General features: G+C 59.5%; 19 protein-coding genes and 1 pseudogene. 13 read left to right on the forward strand and 7 right to left on the reverse strand.

What is annotated here, in order from left to right; genetic code table 11:
• Positions 1 to 120: 120 nt before the first annotated feature.
• The 3 genes from ACTG2B_RS09020 to ACTG2B_RS09030 all read left to right on the forward strand — a co-directional run bounded on the left by ACTG2B_RS09020 (position 121) and on the right by ACTG2B_RS09030 (position 4,245).
• On the forward strand, positions 121 to 1,857 hold the full coding sequence (locus ACTG2B_RS09020) for an ABC transporter transmembrane domain-containing protein (protein ID WP_421309399.1): 1,737 nt from the start codon (positions 121 to 123) through the stop codon (positions 1,855 to 1,857).
• Complete coding sequence (locus ACTG2B_RS09025) at positions 1,854 to 3,605, forward strand: ABC transporter transmembrane domain-containing protein (RefSeq protein ID WP_439995550.1); 1,752 nt, start codon at positions 1,854 to 1,856, stop codon at positions 3,603 to 3,605. The genes ACTG2B_RS09020 and ACTG2B_RS09025 overlap by 4 nt, the downstream gene beginning before the upstream one ends.
• A gap of 166 nt (positions 3,606 to 3,771) precedes the next feature.
• Positions 3,772 to 4,245: a DUF4442 domain-containing protein gene (locus ACTG2B_RS09030; RefSeq protein ID WP_236294105.1), complete on the forward strand. Its 474-nt coding sequence runs from the start codon at positions 3,772 to 3,774 to the stop codon at positions 4,243 to 4,245.
• Positions 4,246 to 4,278: 33 nt separating this feature from the next.
• Here ACTG2B_RS09030 and ybcJ read toward each other — a convergent pair whose 3' ends face one another.
• Positions 4,279 to 4,512: a ribosome-associated protein YbcJ gene (gene ybcJ / locus ACTG2B_RS09035; protein WP_439995551.1), complete on the reverse strand. Its 234-nt coding sequence runs from the start codon at positions 4,510 to 4,512 to the stop codon at positions 4,279 to 4,281.
• A gap of 260 nt (positions 4,513 to 4,772) precedes the next feature.
• Here ybcJ and ACTG2B_RS09040 point away from each other — a divergent pair, with 260 nt between their 5' ends.
• The 3 genes from ACTG2B_RS09040 (at position 4,773) to pdxY (ending at position 7,234) form a co-directional block, all read left to right on the forward strand.
• The gene (locus tag ACTG2B_RS09040) at positions 4,773 to 5,336 is read left to right on the forward strand and encodes a VC2662 family protein (RefSeq protein WP_439995552.1); all 564 of its coding nucleotides are present in this window, start codon (positions 4,773 to 4,775) and stop codon (positions 5,334 to 5,336) included.
• Between the two features lie 84 nt (positions 5,337 to 5,420).
• Positions 5,421 to 6,197 carry a DUF429 domain-containing protein gene (locus ACTG2B_RS09045; RefSeq protein WP_439995553.1) on the forward strand — a complete coding sequence of 259 codons (777 nt, stop codon included), beginning with the start codon at positions 5,421 to 5,423 and terminating at the stop codon, positions 6,195 to 6,197.
• A 173-nt stretch (positions 6,198 to 6,370) separates the two neighbouring features.
• Complete coding sequence (pdxY, locus tag ACTG2B_RS09050; protein WP_100653905.1) at positions 6,371 to 7,234, forward strand: pyridoxal kinase PdxY; 864 nt, start codon at positions 6,371 to 6,373, stop codon at positions 7,232 to 7,234.
• 107 nt (positions 7,235 to 7,341) lie between these two features.
• Here pdxY and ACTG2B_RS09055 read toward each other — a convergent pair whose 3' ends face one another.
• The 4 genes from ACTG2B_RS09055 to ACTG2B_RS09070 all read right to left on the reverse strand — a co-directional run bounded on the left by ACTG2B_RS09055 (position 7,342) and on the right by ACTG2B_RS09070 (position 10,333).
• A complete protein-coding gene (locus tag ACTG2B_RS09055; protein WP_139399319.1) occupies positions 7,342 to 8,460 on the reverse strand; it encodes a glycerol dehydrogenase in 1,119 nt (372 codons plus the stop codon).
• 298 nt (positions 8,461 to 8,758) lie between these two features.
• Positions 8,759 to 9,265, reverse strand: coding sequence for an N-acetyltransferase family protein (locus ACTG2B_RS09060; RefSeq protein WP_439995554.1), 507 nt, complete (start codon positions 9,263 to 9,265; stop codon positions 8,759 to 8,761).
• A gap of 91 nt (positions 9,266 to 9,356) precedes the next feature.
• Positions 9,357 to 9,749: an NUDIX hydrolase gene (locus tag ACTG2B_RS09065; protein WP_439995555.1), complete on the reverse strand. Its 393-nt coding sequence runs from the start codon at positions 9,747 to 9,749 to the stop codon at positions 9,357 to 9,359.
• A complete protein-coding gene (locus ACTG2B_RS09070) occupies positions 9,746 to 10,333 on the reverse strand; it encodes a class IV adenylate cyclase (protein WP_439995556.1) in 588 nt (195 codons plus the stop codon). Before ACTG2B_RS09070 ends, ACTG2B_RS09065 begins: the two co-directional genes overlap by 4 nt.
• Before the next feature lie 299 nt (positions 10,334 to 10,632).
• Here ACTG2B_RS09070 and ACTG2B_RS09075 point away from each other — a divergent pair, with 299 nt between their 5' ends.
• Positions 10,633 to 11,478, forward strand: a complete 846-nt coding sequence (locus ACTG2B_RS09075) for a DUF5718 family protein (RefSeq protein WP_439995557.1) — start codon at positions 10,633 to 10,635, stop codon at positions 11,476 to 11,478.
• A 57-nt stretch (positions 11,479 to 11,535) separates the two neighbouring features.
• A complete protein-coding gene (locus tag ACTG2B_RS09080) occupies positions 11,536 to 11,976 on the forward strand; it encodes an acetyltransferase (RefSeq protein WP_439995558.1) in 441 nt (146 codons plus the stop codon).
• Between the two features lie 78 nt (positions 11,977 to 12,054).
• On the opposite strand, the gene ACTG2B_RS09085 is transcribed toward ACTG2B_RS09080, so the two are convergent.
• A complete protein-coding gene (locus ACTG2B_RS09085; RefSeq protein ID WP_019446103.1) occupies positions 12,055 to 12,375 on the reverse strand; it encodes a DUF4377 domain-containing protein in 321 nt (106 codons plus the stop codon).
• Positions 12,376 to 12,467: 92 nt separating this feature from the next.
• Positions 12,468 to 13,754, reverse strand: a complete 1,287-nt coding sequence (locus ACTG2B_RS09090; RefSeq protein WP_005333572.1) for a citrate synthase — start codon at positions 13,752 to 13,754, stop codon at positions 12,468 to 12,470.
• Positions 13,755 to 14,196: 442 nt separating this feature from the next.
• Here ACTG2B_RS09090 and sdhC point away from each other — a divergent pair, with 442 nt between their 5' ends.
• From sdhC to sucA, 5 genes and pseudogenes are all read left to right on the forward strand, one after another.
• Complete coding sequence (gene sdhC / locus ACTG2B_RS09095) at positions 14,197 to 14,574, forward strand: succinate dehydrogenase cytochrome b556 subunit (protein WP_005333571.1); 378 nt, start codon at positions 14,197 to 14,199, stop codon at positions 14,572 to 14,574.
• Complete coding sequence (gene sdhD, locus ACTG2B_RS09100) at positions 14,568 to 14,912, forward strand: succinate dehydrogenase, hydrophobic membrane anchor protein (RefSeq protein WP_439995559.1); 345 nt, start codon at positions 14,568 to 14,570, stop codon at positions 14,910 to 14,912. Before sdhC ends, sdhD begins: the two co-directional genes overlap by 7 nt.
• A 1-nt stretch (position 14,913) precedes the next feature.
• Entirely contained in the window at positions 14,914 to 16,680 is a 1,767-nt protein-coding gene (sdhA, locus tag ACTG2B_RS09105; RefSeq protein WP_040066317.1) for a succinate dehydrogenase flavoprotein subunit, read from the forward strand.
• A 16-nt stretch (positions 16,681 to 16,696) separates the two neighbouring features.
• Positions 16,697 to 17,413 carry a succinate dehydrogenase iron-sulfur subunit gene (locus tag ACTG2B_RS09110; protein ID WP_005333549.1) on the forward strand — a complete coding sequence of 239 codons (717 nt, stop codon included), beginning with the start codon at positions 16,697 to 16,699 and terminating at the stop codon, positions 17,411 to 17,413.
• Positions 17,414 to 17,528: 115 nt separating this feature from the next.
• Positions 17,529 to 20,335 (forward strand): annotated as a pseudogene (gene sucA, locus ACTG2B_RS09115) (2-oxoglutarate dehydrogenase E1 component).
• Positions 20,336 to 20,351 lie beyond the last annotated feature (16 nt).

Below are 20,351 nucleotides of genomic sequence, written 5' to 3' on the forward strand. Positions count from 1 at the left end.
GCTTTCGTTCGAATCGCCTCCAGCCGGAGGCGATTGTTTTCATTCTTCTATTTCTGCGTGGCTTCTCTGATGGCCGCTCCTTGGCGCGGTCACGGGCAGAGAGCGCTAAAGGTTGGTGGTGTGAGCGTATTTCTACGATTGAGCTGGTTTTTCAAGGAGCAGTGGCCCCGTTATCTGGCTGCCATCTCCCTGCTGCTGATGGTGGCCCTGTTGACCGTTATTCCGCCCAAAGTGGTGGGCTGGGTGGTTGATGGCATCACCAGGGGCGGTCTCGACAATGGTACCCTGATGCGCTATCTGGCGGGGCTGTTTGGTCTGGGTGTGCTGATTTATCTGCTGCGCTACGTCTGGCGGGTGATGCTGTTTGGTGCCTCTTACCGTCTGGCCTATGTGTTGCGCAATCGCCTGTTCAGCCATTTCACCCGGATGAGCCCCGATTTTTATCAGCGCCACCGTACTGGCGATTTGATGGCCCATGCCACCAACGACATTCAGGCGGTGGAGATGACCGCTGGCGAAGGGGTGCTGACTCTGGTGGACTCCATCATGGTCGGGGTATTGGTGCTCTCCATCATGTGCAGCCAGTACTCCTGGCAGTTGACGCTGGTCTCCTTGCTGCCGCTGCCGGTGATGGCCTATTTCATGAACCGCTTCGGCACCCAGATCTACACCCAGTTCAAGGCGGCGCAAGGGGCCTTCTCCAAGCTCAATAACAAGACCCAGGAGGCCCTTTCCGGCGTGCGGGTGTTGAAATCCTATGCGGTTGAATCGCTGGAAGATGAAGGTTTTGCCGAGCTGACCAAACAGGCGGGGGAGCGCAATATGGCGGTGGCCCGCATCGATGCCAAGTTCGATCCGGTCATCTATCTCTGTATCGGTTGCTCCTACTTCCTCGCGGTGGCGGGGGGCAGTGTGCTGGTGCTGCGCGATGAGTTGACCCTGGGTGAGCTCACCAGCTTCACCATGTACCTCGGCCAGCTGATCTGGCCGATGTTTGCCATCGCCTGGCTGTTCAACATCATCGAGCGGGGCAGCGCCGCCTACTCCCGTATCGAAAGCCTGCTGGGGGAGCGTAGCGATATCGAAGAGCCCGCCCAGCCTGCCGCGTTTACCTCTGCCTTTCCTTTGCAGATCAAAGGGGTGAGCTATCAACTTGAGCAGCGCACCCTGCTTGCGGATATCGACGTTACCCTCAAGCAAGGGGGGATGCTCGGGGTGGTGGGGCGCACCGGGGCAGGCAAGAGCTCCCTGCTCAAGCTGTTGATGCGCCTTGCCAATCCGACTCACGGTTCGATTGTCATGGGTGGCGTTCCGATTGACCAGCTGCCGCTCGCCACACTGCGCAGCCAGTTTGCCTATGTGCCGCAGGAGCCATTCCTGTTTTCCACCACTATCGCCGCCAATATCGCCCTCGGCAAACCCGATGCGAGCCGCGAGGAGGTCGAACGGGTGGCGCGCATTGCCTGTGTCCACGATGATATCGTGCGTTTCCCCAAAGGCTATGAAACCGAGGTGGGGGAGAAAGGGGTGACCCTCTCCGGCGGCCAGAAACAGCGGCTGGCCATTGCCCGCGCTCTGCTGCTGGATGCGCCCATTCTGGTGCTCGATGATGCGCTCTCGGCGGTGGATGCCCACACCGAGCAGCAAATTCTGCACGCTCTCAAAGCCCATCGTCGCACCCTGATCCTGGTCAGCCATCGCATGACGGCGGTGGAGCAGGCCGACGAGATCCTGGTGCTGGAGCAGGGGACCATCAGCGAGCGGGGTCATCACGGTACCCTGATGGCGCACAATGGCTGGTATGCAGATATGGTGCGTTACCAGCGTCTCGAAGAAGCGGTGGAGGAGAGCCTGTGAATCCGACCATTAAACGACTGCTCGCTTACTGCGCCCAGTATCCTCGCTGGCTGATCCAGGCGGGGATTTGCCTGCTGCTCGCCACCGGCGCCGAAGTGGCCGGACCGCTACTGATCAAGCTCTTTATCGATGACTATCTGGCGCCTCGCAATATCGTGCTGCCCACCATAGCCCTGATTGCAGCGGGCTATCTGGGCTTGCAGGTGCTCTCGGCGGCGGGCTTCTATTTGCAATCCCTGCGCTTCAATCGCATTGCCCAGGCGGTGGTGCAAACCTTGCGCGAGCAGGTGTTTGCCACCGCCATCCGCTTGCCGGCCCGCTACTTTGACAAGCATCGCTCCGGCTCGCTGATTTCCCGCATCACCAACGACACCGAAGCGATCATGAACCTCTATGTGCAGGTGATCGGCTTGCTGGTGCAAAAGGTGGTGCTGTTGTGCGGCATCCTCATCTCCATGGCGCTGCTGGATCTGCGGCTGATGCTGGTCTGCTCCCTGTTGCTGCCCGCCGTGGGCGGGGTGATGTGGCTCTACCAGAAACTGAGTGTGCCGGTGGTGCGAGCGACCCGCAGTCTGCTCTCCGACATCAACAGCCGCCTCAACGAGTCGCTGCAGGGGATGCCGGTCATTCAGGCGATGGTGCAGGAGCGCCACTTTGCCAACGCCTTTGCCGAGGTGAACCAGCAGCACTGGTCGGCACGGATCAAGAGCCTCAAGATCAACGGCATTTTGCTGCGTCCACTCATCGATCTCTTCTACATGATGGTGCTGATCGGTCTGTTGGCGCTGTTCGCCCACGAGGGGGTGAGCCACGCCGGTGCCATTCAGGTGGGGGTGCTCTACGCCTTTATCAGCTATCTGGGGCGGATGATCGAGCCGCTCATCGAGATGACCAACCAGCTTAACCAGCTGCAGCAGGCGATGGTGGCGGGGGAGCGTGTCTTTGCCCTGCTCGATGAAACCCGTGAGAGCACCGATGGCGAGATGATCCCGCTAGAAGGGCGGGTCAGTTTCGAGCGGGTGAGCTTCTCCTACGATGGCGAGCAGCAGGTGTTGCGGGAGGTCAGCTTTGCCGCAAAACCGGGCCAGATGCTGGCGCTGGTGGGCCATACCGGCAGCGGCAAGTCCACCATTATCAGCCTGCTGATGGGCTTCTATCCGCTGGATCAGGGGCAGATCCGCTTCGATGATCACGCACTGGATACCCTGTCGCTGGCGGCGGTGCGCCGCAGCATCGGGCTGGTGCAGCAGGATCCTTTTATCTTTGTCGGCACCCTGGCGGAGAACCTGCGTCTCGGCCGCGCCGGCATAGATGACGCGCGGCTCTGGCAGGCGCTGAGCGAGGTGCAGTTGGCCGAGTTTGTGCGCAGCTTGCCACAGGGGATCAACACCCTGATGGAGGAGGGTGGCAAGAACCTCTCCGCCGGTCAGCGGCAACTGCTCTCCTTTGCCCGTGCACTGGTGGGAGATCCGCGTATCCTCATTCTGGATGAAGCGACGGCCAGCGTGGACTCCCAGACCGAGCTGGCGCTGTCGCAGGCGATCTCTGCTGCCCGTCGTGGCCGCACTACCATCGCCATCGCCCACCGCCTCTCGACCATCGTCGATGCGGACGAGATCCTGCTGCTCTCCCGCGGTCAGGTGAGCGAGCGGGGCAGCCACAGCGAGCTGATGGCCCTCGGCGGCCATTATGCCCAGCTGTTCGAGATGCAGAGTCAGGGGGCTTGGCTGGAAGAGAAGCGCGCCTGAGCGGCACATTTACTGTAACAGCGACATGAACGAAAAGAGGGAACCGATGCGGTTCCCTCTGTTTTTTTGCGTTGGGCAAAGGTCGTAACCGTGATCCCTGTGCTTGTCGAATGGCGCAGATGCAGGCAACATGTTGTTTACATTAACTCATCGGATCAGTTCGCATATGGATTTGCAACGCTTCAAAGCCAATCTGGCGCTTCGGCTGTTTGCCTGGCGCTATATTCCCGTCATCGGGTTTTGTGCCCCGATCATCGAAGAGATGAACGCCAAGGCGCTGCGCATTCGCATTCCCCTTGGATGGCGTACCCGCAACCACCTGGGCAGCATGTATTTTGGCGCGCTGGCGACCGGTGCCGATCTGGTAGGTGGTCTGCTGGTGATGGAGAAGGGGCGGCTGCGGCGCAAGAAGGTGCACTTCGCCTTCAAGGATGTGCAGGGGGAGTTTTTGAAACGACCGGAGGGGGATGTGCAGTTCGACTGCGCAGCGGGGGAGGAGATTGACGCCATGATCGACGAATCGCTGGCAAGCGGTCAGCGCATCAATCGCCCCATCCAGGTGGTGGCCACCTGTCCGTCATTGAACGGGGATGAGGCGATGGCGCGTTTTGTGCTGACCCTGTCGATCAAGGCCAGCTAGCGGGTTGCCGGAGAGTGGCTCCCCGAAACGGGTTTAGCCAATCTCCGGGCTGACGCCCTCTTTCACCACGACCTTCATGCCGTTGAAGTTGACCACCTGGTCGGCCACGATCTTGCAGCGCTTGCGGGTCTCAACCTGACCGTCCACCTCGACCAGCCCTTCGGCAACGAGGGCTTTGGCGGCGCCGCCACAATCGGCCCACCCCTGATGTTTGATAAGGTCACACAAGGCAACGAAGGGGTGACCTTCGAGCAGAAACGTCTCCATGGGAAATCCTCTAGATGGATGAATGCCGGATACAGCAGGGCGACTATTTTAGGCAGTTCGCTCAGGCAAAGAAAGGAAGAGGGGCCACTCGCTGCGAAAAAGTGGCCGATTGTCCTTGAGGTGGCGCTTTCACAAGTCCTGACGGAGAGGTGAGAGGGCCACCCGTGACGTATCGTGACGCACCTCGTCCCGGCTGGTGTGCCCACACTCGCCCCTGACTGTTAGGATCGGGCCACACTCAATGGCCCAAGGAACTTTCCATGACACTCTCCCGCCTGCTGCTGGCATGCAGCGCCCTGACTCTGTGCGGTGTCGCGCAGGCCAGTACCCCGGTGCAGGTTTCGCTGCCCGGTGTCAACCTGCCCGCGTCTCATCAGGTGGAAGGAGCGCGCGCCTCGCTGCTCTACGGTCGGACCGGTCAGGTGAAGGGTATTGATCTGCCAATCTTCGCCCTCTCCGATGTGGATCAGTTCAGAGGCCTGCAGCTCGGGATCTTTCTCGGTGTCGGTAGGGTGCGCCACCAGTTTGGCGGGGTCGCTATCAACGCCATCAACTGGCACGAAGGGCAGGATACCGGCGTCAATCTGGGGCTGGTCAACCTGACCAACAATGTACAGGGGCTCAACTGGGGGGTGGTCAATATCGCCAAGGGCAATGCGCTGGCCAACGTCGGCTTCGTCAACTATGCCGAGCGTACCACCTTCCAGATTGGCTTTATCAATGCGACCAAGCACCTCGATGGCTTGCAGATCGGGCTGGCCAACTATGCCGCCAACGGCGTGTTCCCCATTCTGCCACTGGTGAACTTCCAGAAATCGTTCTGACCAAGGCAGTTCGCTTTGCGTTAAGGGCCTCTGCTGATTACCCTGTGCCTCTTGCAACTTGTGACAGGCGAACAGAGGTAATTGATGACGGCAGGGCAGATGAGTGCAATCGGGATCGGCTGGGATGTGCGTGGCTGGCAGGGCAGTGCCCAGGCGGTGGCCGTGGTGGGCTGGCAGGCCGAATCCAACCGCCTGCACTGGCTTGGGGTGTCGCCACTGTTTCGCCTGAGCTCGCGGGTGGCGCCGGATCTGGCCGCCCTGCTGCGTCCGGCCCTGCAAAACGAGCTGACCCTGATGCAGGTAGAAGCCTGCCCGCAACTGGCGCTCGGTATCGATGCGCCGCTCGCCTTTCCCCGCGCCTTGCGGGATCTGCTCAACGGCCAGCCACATAGCTGTGCCGCTCCCGAGCGGGAGATAGAAAACCCCTATGCCTATCGCGACTGCGAGCGCTGGTTGTATCAGCAGTACGGCAAGAAGCCGCTCTCGGCTACCTTTGACCGGCTCGGCAACAACGCCACCCTGGCGCTCTCCATGCTGCCGAGGCTCTCGGATCTGCAACTGGTGCCGACCGTTGCCCCGAAGACCAGTCGTGCCGTGCTGGAGGTCTATCCGGCATTGGCCAAAGTGGGCGGCAAGGCCGCCCCGGCACGGCCCGAGCTGGCGGCCTTGCTGCCTGCGGACGTGCTGGTCGGCACCGATCGCTACGATGCGGCGCTCTGCGCCCTGATGGCGCTGCAATATGCCGCTGGTGGCAAGGTGACGGTATTGCCTGAGCTGATTTCGCCACCCAGTGACATGCCTTGTGATGAGGGATGGGTCTATCACTTTGCCCGTCATGCTGTAGAGCACAACGGCATGTGACGACGGGGACGCGGCACATCATGGCGCCGCTCACCCTGTGGACGCGGGCCAAATGGCGCAAAAAACCTGTCTTTAGTCAGGAAATTGCCTGTTCATCCCGCGCCAAGGTGGCGCATCGTTATCTTCATCCGATATATTGCCCACCTTGCTGATCCTTTGCTGTGGTATTCCCGATGAAATCCGTTCTCTCTATTCAGTCCCACGTGGTCTTTGGTTGTGCCGGCAACAGCGCGGCCGTCTTCCCCATGCGCCGCCTTGGTATGGATGTATGGCCCATCAACACGGTGCAGTTTTCCAACCACACCCAATATGCCCAGGGGTGGCAGGGGATGGCGATGCCGGCGGGCCATATCAGCGCGCTGGTTGAGGGATTGGGCAATATCGAGGTGCTCGGTGGCTGTGACGCCGTGCTGAGCGGTTACCTTGGCTCCGCCGAGCAGGGGGACGAGATCCTGACCGTGGTCAACGCCGTCAAGGCGGCCAACCCCGATGCCATCTACTTCTGCGACCCTGTGATGGGCCATCCGGAGAAGGGGTGTATCGTTGCCCCCGGCGTCACCCGTTTTCTGACCGAGCAGGCGCTGCCGGTGGCCGACATGATGGCTCCCAACCTGCTGGAGCTGGAGACCCTCTGTGATACCCATCTGGCTGATCTGGATCAGACCCGCGCGGCTGCCCATCAGCTGCTGGCCCGCGGCGTCAAGCTGGTGCTGGTCAAGCATCTCGGTCGTGCGGCGCAGGACTCCAGCCGCTTCGAGATGCTGCTGGCCACCCCGCAAGGGGATTACTTGATTGCCCGTCCGCTCTATGACTTTGCCCGCCAGCCGGTGGGGGTTGGCGATCTTATCAGCGCCCTGATGCTGGCCAATTTGCTGGCCGGTCACGATGCGGTCAGCGCGTTCGAGCGCACCAACGCCTCGGTGGATGCGGTGCTGCAGGAGACCTGGCGCCAGCAGGCTTACGAGCTGCAACTCATCGCCGCGCAAGATGCCTTCGCCCTGCCAGAGGTTGCAGTGCGAGCGGTGAAACTCCCCTGAGTCAACGCGGACTTTCGTCTATCCCGACAAGGGGGTGGGATGCAGATGAAAAAGGCTTGCCAATGGGCAAGCCTTTTTACTGTTTGCCTATTTAGTGCGGCAAGCAATCAGATGCGGGGATGGCGGAGGCGATAACGCTCAGCCATGGCATTGGCCGCTACCATGGCGGCGTAGACATCCTGTTCACTCACTGTCATCGGCATGTTGCCCATGGTATCGAGGGGATCGCAGGCTAGCTGCGCCACCTTGCGCCACTCGCTTTCATCAAAGTGGGTGAGCCCCAGCTCTGGTAGCGTCATGGGCAGACCTGCACAGTCGATGATGCGAAACACTTCATCAAGTTCATGTTGCGGGGCGCGCTCAAGCACGAGTTGGGTCAGCAGGCCGAAGACCACCTTCTCGCCATGCTGGGCACGATGGAGCTCCGCTATCAGTGACATGCCATTGTTGACGGCATGAGCGGCGGCCAGTCCACCGGCTTCTGCGCCGACCCCGCTGAGGTAGATGGTGGCCTCGATAACCTGCTCCAGCGCCGGGGTCGAGACATGGTGGCGTATCGCATCCATGGCCAGCTCGATGTTCTCACCAAGCAGCTCGTAACAGAGCTGTGCCAGACCAAGGCCAGTGCGTGAAGGGCGCTTGCCGACCAGATTGAGCCCGTCCGCCCGATAGCAGGCGCGCGCCTCGAAATAGGTGGCCAGGGCATCACCAACGCCTGCGGAAAAGAAGCGGGGAGGGGCGGCGGCAATGATGGCCGTGTCAGCCAGCACCACGTCCGGATTTTGCGGCAGGAACAGATAGCGCTCAAATTCCCCCGCCTGGTTGTAGATCACCGCCAGTGCCGTGCAGGGGGCATCTGTGGAGGCAATCGTCGGGAACAGCACAACCGGACGGCGCAGATAGAAGGCCACGGCCTTGGCGACATCCAGCGTCTTGCCGCCGCCGATCCCGACAATCACGTTCGCACCATATTGCTCTGCAAGGTGGGTCAGGCGGTGGATCTCCTGTTCGGTGCATTCGTAGCGAAACTTGTCGACCACTCCCCTGAGGCCTGCCTGCAGGAGCCCTGCCAAAGCTTCTTCCCGTACCCGCTCCAGAATGAACTCATCGCTGATGAGCAACGCATAGTCACCAAAATCTTTAACGTGCTCATGGAGTTGCGGGAGAAGGTGTTGACCGATGATGAACTTTTTGGGGGAGGTAACTGTACGGGGCAAAGTGGGCATCCATTATTCCTCAAGGCAGTGAACAACATAGATTTGATTATCAAATGGGTCTCTCACGATACGCCTGATGAGGCAATAGATGAAGAAGAAAAGGGGGGCGTTTTAATCATTAATTAATCTTTCTGTTTGTTTGGTTGTATTTTGGGGCGAGCAATTGGCGGTGTTGAGGCATACAGGCGCAATGGCCTTATCGTGGCAATCCGTCGCAAGCCATACTGCTGCAACAAACAGTCACGCTGGCAACAAGCAGGGCCGCTTGGTGCGGCCCTGCTGTATTTGTATAAGGGATAGAGGATGGTCAGAGCGGTTTGTAGAAGATGACGGTCGCAGCAAGAGATCCATCGGCGTTGCGTGCAAAGCTCGGGATCTGGCCCGCCTCCAGATAGCCGAGTTGACGATAGAGGTGGGAGGCCACATCACCGGCGCGAGTATCCAGCACCAGCAGCGAACGGCTCGCGGCATGGGCGCCTTGTTCCAAGGCCTGCATCAGCGCACGACCGACACCTTTACCTCTCGCCGTTTGCAGTACCATCAGTTTTTCCACTTCGCCCCGGTGGCGACCGTTGGCCTTGCCACAGAGCGCGAGCTGAACCGCTCCCACAATCTGCTGTTGCTCAAAGGCAAGCCACAGCTTTCGGTGACCTGCTGCCAGATCCGCTTCAACTCCTTGCCAGTAGCGGGTAGATTCCTCTGTGGTCAGCGGCGGTAAAAATCCGACCGAGGCGCCGCTATCGACACAATCTTGCAGCAGGGTGATGAGCGCGCTTTGGTAGGTTGCTGCGCTATTAACTTCCACAATGTCCATCTGACATCCTTGTCGTTGCGCTGTTATGTGGCTGATTGCCACCGTTGGTTCATATGAGGTGGGGACTTATGCTTGCCGCAAGCACGGCTTGTCAGCGGATCAGCCCCTGCTCAACCAGCCAGCTAAACAGCAAGCGGGAGACGGGGGAGAGCTCATCGAGGTGAGAGCTGTCGAGCCAGCGCAGCTCGGCAATTTCTGCCGAGGCGATCGGGGTGCCGCTCGCTTCGCCGGTGTAGCAGCGCAGTCTCACCTCGACACCTGCCGGTTTGCCATCGGCCTGAGCGTTGAATTCGCAGGCAAAGCGCAGGGTGTCGGGTTGCAGGGTGACAGCCAGCTCCTCCTCAATCTCGCGGATCAGCGCCGCCTCGTCGCTCTCGCCCGGTTCCCGCTTGCCGCCTGGGATGTAATAGATGTCCTTGCCGTGGGAGCGGGCGCAGAGCAGCTGCTGATCTTTAAAGGTGAGCCAGGCGAGTTTGTCGATCATTGAGTTGCATCCTCTGGTTGTGTGGTGTGTATTGCCTGCATGTACCGGGTGTACAGGGCGCGGTAGGAGCGAGGCTCCTGCGCATCGGGAGAAAGTCCCAACTGATCTGCCAGCGCGAGCAGTTGCTGGCGAAACGCCGGGAGGCGTTCCTCGTCATCGGTCATGATGGTGAGCTCGGCAAAATCCCCGATCTCGGCCAGATGATCCAGGGTGACGTGAAACGGGCCAATGAAGTAGATGCTGCGCCTTTTGGTGATCACGAGTATCTGCCGGTAGTTCATGGTCAAGAGCATGCTGACGGCCTTGTCCGCATCATTGATAGTGACCGCCTCGCAGCGATCCGCCTCGGGCCCCTTGACGATCCAGAGCTGGATCCCGGAGGGCTGCATGGTGCGGATAGCCAGACTTTTGCCAGCCTGGGCAAGGGCATCATCCGGGGTGTCGAAGTAGCGATCCTGCTCCAGATTATCCTCCAGCATGATCTCCGGATTGAGGGCGAGCAGTGCCTTGAGGAAGGCGGGGCGATCTGTCAGCTGATATTTGAACTCGACTTCGAAGCGGCCCTGAAAGTGCGCCTGTGACATCAAGAAGATCCCTCTGTGAGCCTGTGTGGCAGGCAGCCTAACAAAGATGAAGTTGAGTCCCAAGGAGAAAAAGGGGAGATGCCGGAAACGCACTGTTTCCAGCGCGGTGACCGCGTAGCTGAATGAGTGCGCAATGGCTGGTTCGCCACAGACTTTTCGACCTTAAAAAAGCGGACTGGCGCACATCACGACAGGGCCGGACTGGGCGAAGGCGGGGCCCTTGTGGTTTAATCTTGCCACTTTAGCGGTAGTAGGCGACGAGCCTGCTACCTTGCGTGGGCAAGATGCAGGTGAGCAAGATGCAGATAGCAGCAGAGAGCAAGTTTATCGGACTCGGGGTCGCGGGCAATTTCGCCGGTCACCTGGAGCAGGCGGGTGAAGCATCGGACTTCGTAGCGGTAGTGGTGCGTGACACCACGGCGCCCAAGGCGCTGTTCCCCTTCTTCGTGCCGGGCCATCCGGGTCAGCTCGGGGTATTCCCGTTGAGCGACAAGGCGATCTTTCTGCCGGAAGCGGCGGTCAGCGGTGACGAGAAGGCGCAGATTGAACCGGAAGTGGCGCTCTGGTGCGAGCTGGAGTATGCCGGCAAGCAGGTGGTGGCGATCCATCCCCGTGCCTTTGGCGCCTATAACGACTGCTCCATCCGTCGTCCCAACGCCAAGAAGATCAGCGAGAAGAAGAACTGGGGCGAAGAGAGCAAGGGGTTGGCGGCCAACCTGCTGCCGCTTTCCGGTTTTGCCGCCGGTTGCGAGCTCGATGACTATCGTATCGCCTGCTATCTGGAGCGGGACGGTGAGCTGTACGCCTACGGGGTAGACAGCGCCGCCATCGACTACAGCTACTTCCACGGCAAGCTGCTCGACTGGGCCATCGACAAGTTCAATCATCAGCAGGATGAAGGGCCAGCGGAGCACATTCAGGGGCTGCTGGCGCAGGCGGGACATCCTCCCCATGCGCTCATCAGTATCGGTGCCACCCGCTATACCCCGTTTGGCGAGACCCACTTCCTCAAACCGGGCGACATCTCCTGCGTAGTGGTCTATCCGGGCAGCCGTTATAGCGAAGCGGATATTCGCGAAGCGATCCGCAGCCGCAACTTTGGCGCTGATATGTCGGTGCTGCTGCAGGCGGTGCAGGCGCGCTAATCACCGTTGCCAGCGGGAAGGTGTCTCTTCCCGCTGGTTATCATATCGAGTCATTTCATGACGATTGTTCCGGTATCCCGGGCCGATTATCCGGCCCTGATCGATCTGTGGGAGGCCTCTGTTCGGGCGACCCACCACTTCCTGCCCGAGGCCGAGATCCTGGCTCTCAAACCGCTTATTCTTGAGCACTACTTCGATGCGGTGACACTGTACAGTGCCCGTACAGAAGAGGGGCTGATTACGGGTTTTAGCGGAGTGTACGAGGGCAAGCTGGAGATGCTGTTTGTGGCACCCGAGGCGCGCGGCAGTGGCGTGGGGCGTTTGCTGGTGGCCCATGCCATCGAACTGGGCGGCGCGACGCAGGTTGACGTCAACGAGCAGAACGAACAGGCGGTGGGCTTCTATCTGAAGATGGGATTCACCGTGACGGGTCGCTCGCCGCTGGATGGTCAGGGCAAGCCCTATCCGCTGCTGCATATGGCGCTGGCACCGACCTGATCGTGCCTGATGAGGCGCAGTACCCATAAACCAACGGGGGATGGCATCAGCCATTCCCCGTTTTTTTGATCGTGTTTGTTACTTGCTGGCGACCTTGTTCACTACCTTGATCAGCTGATAGCGCACGGAGGGGGCATCGGCCGGCACATCGGTGAGCTGCTCCTTGCTGACAGTGAGCTGGTAGCGGTAACCCGGCTCGAACTGAAAACCTTCAATATTCTGGTAGAACAGCGTCCAGGGCTGCTGCTCATCACTGCGAACCTGCATGCACTGCATTGGGCCAACCCCGACGCAATCGACCAACTGGCTGTTGATATAGAGGGTCTCCCCCTGTGACGAGGCGGGGGCGCTCTGGCAGGCGGTCAGCAGCAAGGCTGCGCTGATAAACAGTGGTTTCATAATGGACTCCTTAACGCGAAAGGGGGCATTAGAGCGGCAAACAAAAAGGCGGTCAATGACCGCCTTTGTAACAAATCATATCAGCGCAGTGGTTAGCGCTGCTCGAGTGGAGTGAACTCGCGCAGCGGGTGGCCCACGTAGAGCTGGCGTGGGCGACCAATCTTGCTGTCCGGGTCTGAGTGGAACTCGTTCCAGTGGGCAATCCAGCCGATAGTGCGGGAGATGGCGAAGATCACGGTGAACATGCTCATCGGGATGCCGATCGCCTTCATGATGATGCCGGAGTAGAAGTCCACGTTCGGGTAGAGTTTCTTCTCGACGAAGTAGGGGTCGGAGAGCGCAATACGCTCCAGCTCCATGGCCACGTCCAGCAGCGGATCCTTGATCTGCAGCTCGGTCAGTACTTCGTGGCAGGTTTCGCGCATCACAGTGGCACGAGGGTCGTGATTTTTGTAGACACGGTGACCGAAGCCCATCAGACGGAACGGATCATTCTTGTCCTTGGCCTTGGCGATGTACTCGGGGATGCGATCCACCGAGCCGATCTCTTCCAGCATGCGCAGGCAGGCTTCGTTGGCACCACCGTGGGCCGGTCCCCACAGGGAGGCGATCCCCGCGGCGATACAGGCGAACGGGTTAGCACCGGAGGATCCAGCCAGACGAACGGTGGAGGTGGAGGCGTTCTGCTCGTGATCCGCATGGAGGGTAAAGATACGATCCATGGCACGTTCAACGATGGGGTTGACCTTGTACTCTTCGGTCGGCACGCCAAACATCATGTGCAGGAAGTTACCGGCATAGGAGAGGGCGTTACGCGGCTGCATGAACGGCTGGCCGATGGAGTACTTGTAACACATAGCGGCCAGAGTCGGCATCTTGGAGAGCAGACGGAAGGCACAGATCTCGCGATGCTGCTCGTTATTGATGTCGAGGGCATCGTGATAGAAGGCGGAGAGGGCGCTGACTACACCGCACATGATGGCCATGGGGTGGGAGTCGCGACGGAAGCCGCGGAAGAAGAAGGCGATCTGCTCGTGCACCATGGTGTGGCGGGTGACCAGGCGTTCGAATTCGGCATATTGCGCCTTGGTCGGCGCTTCGCCGTACAGCAGGATATAGCAGACTTCCAGATAGGTGGCTTGGGTGGCCAACTGGGCGATGGGGTAACCACGGTGCAGCAAGACACCCTGATCCCCGTCAATGTAGGTTATGGCAGATTTGCAAGAACCGGTGGCCATAAAACCGGGGTCAAAGGTGAAATACCCCTGTGATCCCAATTTTCTGACATCGATGACATCCGGGCCGATGGTGCCGGAGAGGATCGGCAGTTCGACCGGATCTTTTCCGGGCAGGTGTAGGGTGGCTATCTTATCAGCCATAGCACGTCTCCTTTGCTCTTTATAATTTGGTTCCAGTCCTACTCTATTACGACTTTTATGACGCTGGCAAAGGTTGTTACCCATACCGAAGTGGCTGGAGCGCCTTATTTGAAACAGAGTTCCTTATCAATGTCAATTTTGCTGGAACCCCATTAATGGCATTAATGAAATGTTAAATTAAATATGCGATCGAGTTTGCGGTTTTGTGTTTTCTTTGTAGCTAATTGATTGTCTTCGGTTAAGGCCGCCGATATACTGCGCCACGTGGGTCATGGCTGCGGGTGTTTGAAACGCTTTGGCAAAGCCTGATGTGAAACCGAAAACTCGCGTTTTGGCTTTTTCAGAGTGTTTTGGTAACAAAAAACCAACAATCACCATTCCGTGCCCTCAAGTGTGAGTTAAAACAATAACTAACGTGCTCAATGGAGCTGAGTGGGCAAGCGTGAAAAACAAACAGAGACCGGTCAACCTCGACCTACAGACGATCAGCTTTCCTGTCACTGCCATTGCATCCATCCTGCACCGTGTTTCAGGGGTCATTACCTTTGTTGCACTGGGCATCTTGCTGTGGATGCTTGGTACTTCACTCGCCTCTCCCGAAGGGTTTGAAACCGTGGTTGCCATCATGGACAACTTCCTGGTCAAACTCGTGCTGTGGGGGATCCTGACTGCGCTGGCATACCACATTGTGGGCGGCTTGCGTCATCTGGTCATGGATATGGGCTATTGGGAAGAGCTGGAATCCGGCAATCAGAGCGCCCGCGTGGCCTTCGTGATCACCGCGATCCTGGCTGTATTGGCGGGAGTGCTTGTATGGTAACCAATTCTGCAACCTTCGGGCGCAGCGGTGTTCACGATTACATCCTGATCCGCGCCACCGCCCTCATCATGACCTGTTATGTCCTCTATCTGATGGGCTTTGTCGCGTTCAACGACATCACCTACGAGGTGTGGGCAGGCTTCTTCGCCAAAACATTCACCAAGGTATTCACCCTGTTGACCCTGCTCTGCGTACTGATCCACGCCTGGATTGGTCTGTGGCAGGTGCTGACTGACTATATCAAGCCGGTAGGGCTGCGCGGGGCGCTGCAATTTGCCCTGGTCGTGGTGCTGTTTGTCTATCTGATGACGGGTTTCGTCGTGCTGTGGGGTGTGTAAGGTGACTATTCCAACTCGTGAATTTGATGCGGTGGTGATTGGTGCCGGTGGTGCCGGTATGCGCGCCGCGCTGCAGATTGCCCAGTCCGGCAAGAGCTGCGCTCTGTTGTCCAAGGTTTTTCCAACCCGTTCTCACACTGTCTCCGCTCAGGGCGGGATCACGGTTGCGCTGGGCAATGCCCACGATGACAACTGGCAGTGGCATATGTATGACACGGTAAAAGGTTCCGATTACATCGGTGATCAGGAAGCCATCGAGTACATGTGCAAAACCGGCCCCGAGGCTATCTATGAACTGGAGAACATGGGGCTGCCCTTCTCCCGTTTCGACAACGGGTCTGTCTACCAGCGTCCGTTTGGTGGTCAGTCCAAGAATTTCGGTGGCGAGCAGGCTGCTCGTACCGCAGCGGCCGCCGACCGTACCGGTCACGCCCTGCTGCACACCCTTTACCAACAGAACGTCAAGAACAAGACCACCGTCTTCTCCGAGTGGTATGCGCTGGATCTGGTGAAAAACCAGGATGGCCATGTGGTGGGTTGTACCGCCATCGATATGGAGAGCGGTGAAGTGGTCTACTTCAAGGCCAAGGCCACCGTGCTGGCGACTGGCGGTGCCGGTCGTATCTACCAGTCCACCACCAACGCCCACATCAATACAGGTGACGGTGTCGGTATGGCGCTGCGTGCCGGCGTCGGCGTGCAGGACATGGAGATGTGGCAGTTCCACCCGACCGGCATCGCCGGGGCAGGGGTGCTGGTAACTGAAGGCTGCCGTGGTGAAGGCGGCTATCTGCTCAATAAAGATGGCGAGCGCTTCATGGAGCGTTACGCGCCAAACGCCAAGGACTTGGCCGGTCGCGACGTGGTGGCCCGCTCCATCATGATCGAGATCCGTGAAGGCCGTGGCTGCGACGGTCCCTGGGGCCCGCACATCAAGCTCAAGCTGGATCACCTCGGCAAAGAGGTGCTGGAATCCCGTCTGCCGGGCATCTGCGAGCTCTCTCGCACCTTCGCCCACGTGGATCCGGTCAAAGAGCCGATCCCGATTATCCCGACCTGCCACTACATGATGGGCGGCGTACCGACCAACGTGAATGGCCAATGCCTGACTCAGGACAAGAACGGCAACGACGTGCCGGTGGTCGGTCTGTTTGCGGTGGGCGAGATTGCCTGCGTCTCCGTACACGGTGCCAACCGTCTGGGTGGCAACTCCCTGCTGGATCTGGTGGTGTTCGGCCGCGCGGCCGGCATGCATCTGGTCAACACTCTGGGCGAGATGGATCACGGCCGCGATGCTTCCGAGTCGGATCTGGATGCCGCACTGGCCCGCTTCAACCGCTGGGAAAATTGCCGTGACGGGGAAGATCCGGTGCAGATCCGCAAAGACCTGCAGCGCTGCATGCAGAACAACTTCTCCGTATTCCGCGAAGGTGCGGCGATGGCAGAAGGGTTGGCCGAGCTCAAGGTTATCCGCGAGCGCCTCAAGTCAGCCCGTCTGGATGACACCTCCAAAGAGTTCAACACCCAGCGCATCGAGTGCCTGGAGCTGGACAACCTGATGGAAACGGCGTTTGCCACGGCGGTTGCCGCCAACTTCCGTACCGAGAGTCGCGGTGCTCACTGCCGCTTCGACTTCCCGGATCGCGACGATGAGAACTGGCTGTGCCACAGCCTCTATCATCCGGACACCGAGTCCATGACCCGTCGCGCTGTCAACATGTCACCCAAGACCCGTGAGGCGTTCCCGCCCAAGGTCCGGACTTACTGATTGCGGAGCCAGCCCTATGAACGTCACATTCTCTGTCTACAGATACAATCCGGATGTTGATAACGTCCCCCATATGAAGGAATATCGTCTTGATATTCCTGAAGGTTCCGACATGATGGTGCTCGACGCACTGATCCAGTTGAAAGAGCTGGATCCCACGCTCGCCTTCCGCCGCTCTTGCCGCGAAGGGGTCTGTGGATCAGACGGTCTCAACATGAATGGCAAGAACGGTCTTGCCTGTATCACCCCGCTCTCCGACCTGCTGAAGAAGGGCAATAACGTCGTTATCCGCCCCTTGCCCGGCCTGCCGGTGATCCGTGATCTGGTGATCGACATGACCCAGTTCTACACCCAGTGGGAGAAGGTCAAACCCTTCCTCATCAATGATGACAAGTTGCCGCCGGTGCGTGAGCACCTGCAATCCCCCGAAGAGCGCGCCAAGCTTGACGGCCTGTACGAGTGCATTCTCTGTGCCTGCTGCTCCACTTCGTGCCCCTCCTTCTGGTGGAATCCCGACAAGTTCATCGGTCCGGCCGGGCTGCTCGCCGCCTACCGCTGGCTGGCTGACAGCCGCGACACCGCGACCACCGAACGACTGGGGAATCTGGACGACGCCTTCAGCGTGTTCCGCTGCCATGGCATCATGAACTGCGTGAACGTCTGTCCGAAAGGCTTGAACCCGACCAAGGCGATTGGCCAGATCAAGTCGATGTTGCTCAATCGGGCTGTTTAGTATCAGGGCCGGCCAGGTGCTGGCTCGACCTCTGGATAGCCATCCCACCCGTGGCAGGATGGCTATTTGACCCCTACAAGCTGCGCAGCAGTAACAAGAAGTACAAGGGATAGAAATGCATAACGGCGTGATGAAGGCCTGGTTGGAGTCATCTCACCTGGCTGGTGCGAATGCAAGCTATATCGAGGATTTGTACGAATCCTTCCTGGAAAATCCTGACTCCGTGTCCGACGAGTGGCGCAGCCTGTTTAGCGAGCTGCCCCAGGTCAATGGCCATGCGGTTGAACAACCCCACTCCCAGGTCCGCGATTATTTCCGTCGTCTGGCCAAGGATCCCTCTCGCTACAGTGCCCCCGTCTCCGATCCGCAAGTGGATGCCAAGCAGGTGCGGGTATTGCAGCTGATCAACGCCTTCCGTTTCCGTGGTCACCAGAATGCCAATCTGGACCCGCTGGGCCTGTGGCAGCGTGAAACCGTTGCCGAACTGGATCCTGCGTTCCACAACCTGCAGGGCGCAGATATGGAGGCCACCTTCAATGTGGGCTCCTACGCCATCGGTCGCGAGACCATGGTGCTCTCCGACCTCTACGCCTCGCTGAAGAAGACCTATTGCGGCTCCATCGGCGCCGACTACATGCACCTCACCTCCACGGAAGAGAAGCGTTGGCTGCAACAGCGTCTCGAATCCATTGAAGGGAAGGGGAGCTACACCCTCGAAGAGAAGACCCGTTTCCTCGAGAGCCTGACCGCCGCCGAAGGGCTGGAGAAATATCTGGGCGCCAAGTTCCCGGGAGCCAAGCGCTTCTCGCTGGAAGGTGGCGACGCCATGATCCCCATGCTCAAGGAGCTGATCCGTCGCGCCGGTGAGCAGGGCTGCAAAGAGGCCGTTATCGGTATGGCCCACCGCGGTCGTCTCAACGTGCTGATCAACGTGCTCGGTAAACGGGCGCAGGACCTGTTCGACGAGTTTGCCGGCAAGCATGGCGAATCCTGGGGCACCGGTGATGTGAAGTACCATATGGGCTTCTCCTCCGACTTCGCCACCCCGGGTGGCAACGTCCACCTTGCGCTGGCGTTCAACCCCTCTCACCTCGAGATCGTCAACCCTGTGGTCATCGGCTCGGTCCGTGCCCGGATGGATCGTCGCGGTGACAAGGATGGCTCCAGCGTGTTGCCCATCACCATTCACGGTGACTCGGCCATGGCCGGTCAGGGCGTGGTGGCCGAGACCTTCAACATGTCCCAGACCCGTGCCTATGGCGTCGGCGGGACGGTGCGCATCGTCATCAACAACCAGGTTGGTTTCACCACCTCCTATATCCGTGACCTGCGTTCCACCGAATATTGCACCGACATCGCCAAGGCGGTGCAGGCGCCGGTGCTGCACGTCAACGGGGATGATCCGGAAGCCGTGGTGCTGGTGACCCAGATTGCACTGGATTACCGCAATACCTTCAAACGCGACGTGGTGATCGAACTGGTCTGCTACCGTCGTCACGGTCACAACGAAGCGGACGAGCCGAGCGCGACTCAGCCGCTGATGTACCAGAAGATCAAGCAGCACCCGACCCCGCGCAAGATCTACGCCGATCAGCTGGTGGCCGAGGGGAGCCTCGCTCAGGAGCGGGCGACCGAACTGGTCAACGAGTATCGTGAAGCGCTGGATCGCGGCGAGCGCGTAAGCAAAGAGTGGCGGCCGATGGAGCTGCACTCCGTCGACTGGACCCCTTATCTGGGCCACGACTGGAACATGGCCTATGAGAGTGCCGTGCCGATGGATCACCTCAAGAGCCTCGGCGAGCGGGTGAGCCAGTATCCGGCGACCCACGTGCTGCAGCGTCAGGTCGAGAAAATTTACGAAGACCGCCGTCTGATGGCTGCCGGTGAGAAGCTGGTGGATTGGGGCTTTGCCGAAACCCTGGCCTACGCCACTCTGGTGGACAAGGGGTCCCGGATCCGCTTTACCGGTGAAGATTCCGGCCGTGGCACCTTCTTCCACCGCCACGCCGTGCTGCACAGCCAGACCGATGCCAGCACCTACACCCCGCTGTGCAACCTGCACGACGAGCAGGGCCCGTTCGAGGTGTATGACTCTGTGCTGACCGAGAACGCGGTACTGGCCTTTGAATATGGTTACGCCAGCGCCGAGCCGGCTGGCCTCACTATCTGGGAAGCCCAGTTCGGCGATTTCGCCAACTGTGCTCAGGTGGTTGTGGATCAGTTCCTCTCCTCTGGTGAGCAGAAGTGGGGCCGGATGTGCGGCCTGACCATGCTGCTGCCGCACGGTTACGAAGGGCAGGGCCCGGAGCACTCCTCCGCCCGTCTGGAGCGTTATCTGCAGATGTGCCCCAGCACAACATGCAGGTGTGCGTGCCCTCAACCCCAGCGCAGGTGTTCCATATGCTGCGTCGTCAGGTGGTGCGCCCGATGCGCCGTCCGCTCATCGTAATGACGCCCAAATCCCTGCTGCGCCACCCGTTGGCGGTGAGCAAGCTTGAAGAGCTGGCGGAAGGTACCTTCCAGAACGCCATCGGCGAGATCGATGCGCTGGATCCGAAAGCGGTCAAGCGCGTGGTCTTCTGCTCCGGCAAGGTCTACTACGACCTGCTCGATGCCCGTCGCAAGGCCGAGCAGCAAGATGTGGCACTGGTGCGAATTGAGCAGCTCTACCCCTTCCCGGAAGAGGAAGTGCGCGCCATTCTGGCCGATTACAGCCACGTCACCGACTTTGTCTGGTGTCAGGAAGAGCCGCAGAACCAGGGCGCCTGGTACTGCACCCGTCACCACTACGATGGCGTGCTGCCAGCCGGAGCCACCCTGCGTTATGCCGGTCGCCCCGCGTCAGCCTCACCGGCCGTCGGTTACATGTCTGTCCACGCCAAGCAGCAAAAAGCCTTGGTGGAAGATGCCCTTACCCTGTAAAGCCTCTGGCATAGAA

This window comes from Aeromonas sp. 30P (genome assembly GCF_051919805.1).
In the GTDB taxonomy this organism is placed as follows: Bacteria; Pseudomonadota; Gammaproteobacteria; order Enterobacterales; family Aeromonadaceae; genus Aeromonas; species Aeromonas veronii.

Bases quoted from the DNA above. Each gene is read 5' to 3' on its own strand.
- ACTG2B_RS09070 (WP_439995556.1), bottom strand. From the start codon at position 10,333: ATGTCACAGGCGCACTTTCAGGGCCGCTTCGAAGTCGAGTTCAAATAT.
- ACTG2B_RS09040 (WP_439995552.1), top strand. From the start codon at position 4,773: ATGACACTCTCCCGCCTGCTGCTGGCATGCAGCGCCCTGACTCTGTGC.
- ACTG2B_RS09075 (WP_439995557.1), top strand. From the start codon at position 10,633: ATGCAGATAGCAGCAGAGAGCAAGTTTATCGGACTCGGGGTCGCGGGC.
- ACTG2B_RS09110 (WP_005333549.1), top strand. From the start codon at position 16,697: ATGAACGTCACATTCTCTGTCTACAGATACAATCCGGATGTTGATAAC.
- ACTG2B_RS09080 (WP_439995558.1), top strand. From the start codon at position 11,536: ATGACGATTGTTCCGGTATCCCGGGCCGATTATCCGGCCCTGATCGAT.
- ACTG2B_RS09090 (WP_005333572.1), bottom strand. From the start codon at position 13,754: ATGGCTGATAAGATAGCCACCCTACACCTGCCCGGAAAAGATCCGGTC.
- ACTG2B_RS09065 (WP_439995555.1), bottom strand. From the start codon at position 9,749: ATGATCGACAAACTCGCCTGGCTCACCTTTAAAGATCAGCAGCTGCTC.
- sdhD (WP_439995559.1), top strand. From the start codon at position 14,568: ATGGTAACCAATTCTGCAACCTTCGGGCGCAGCGGTGTTCACGATTAC.
- pdxY (WP_100653905.1), top strand. From the start codon at position 6,371: ATGAAATCCGTTCTCTCTATTCAGTCCCACGTGGTCTTTGGTTGTGCC.
- ACTG2B_RS09045 (WP_439995553.1), top strand. From the start codon at position 5,421: ATGACGGCAGGGCAGATGAGTGCAATCGGGATCGGCTGGGATGTGCGT.
- ACTG2B_RS09085 (WP_019446103.1), bottom strand. From the start codon at position 12,375: ATGAAACCACTGTTTATCAGCGCAGCCTTGCTGCTGACCGCCTGCCAG.
- ACTG2B_RS09060 (WP_439995554.1), bottom strand. From the start codon at position 9,265: ATGGACATTGTGGAAGTTAATAGCGCAGCAACCTACCAAAGCGCGCTC.
- ACTG2B_RS09055 (WP_139399319.1), bottom strand. From the start codon at position 8,460: ATGCCCACTTTGCCCCGTACAGTTACCTCCCCCAAAAAGTTCATCATC.
- ACTG2B_RS09030 (WP_236294105.1), top strand. From the start codon at position 3,772: ATGGATTTGCAACGCTTCAAAGCCAATCTGGCGCTTCGGCTGTTTGCC.
- ybcJ (WP_439995551.1), bottom strand. From the start codon at position 4,512: ATGGAGACGTTTCTGCTCGAAGGTCACCCCTTCGTTGCCTTGTGTGAC.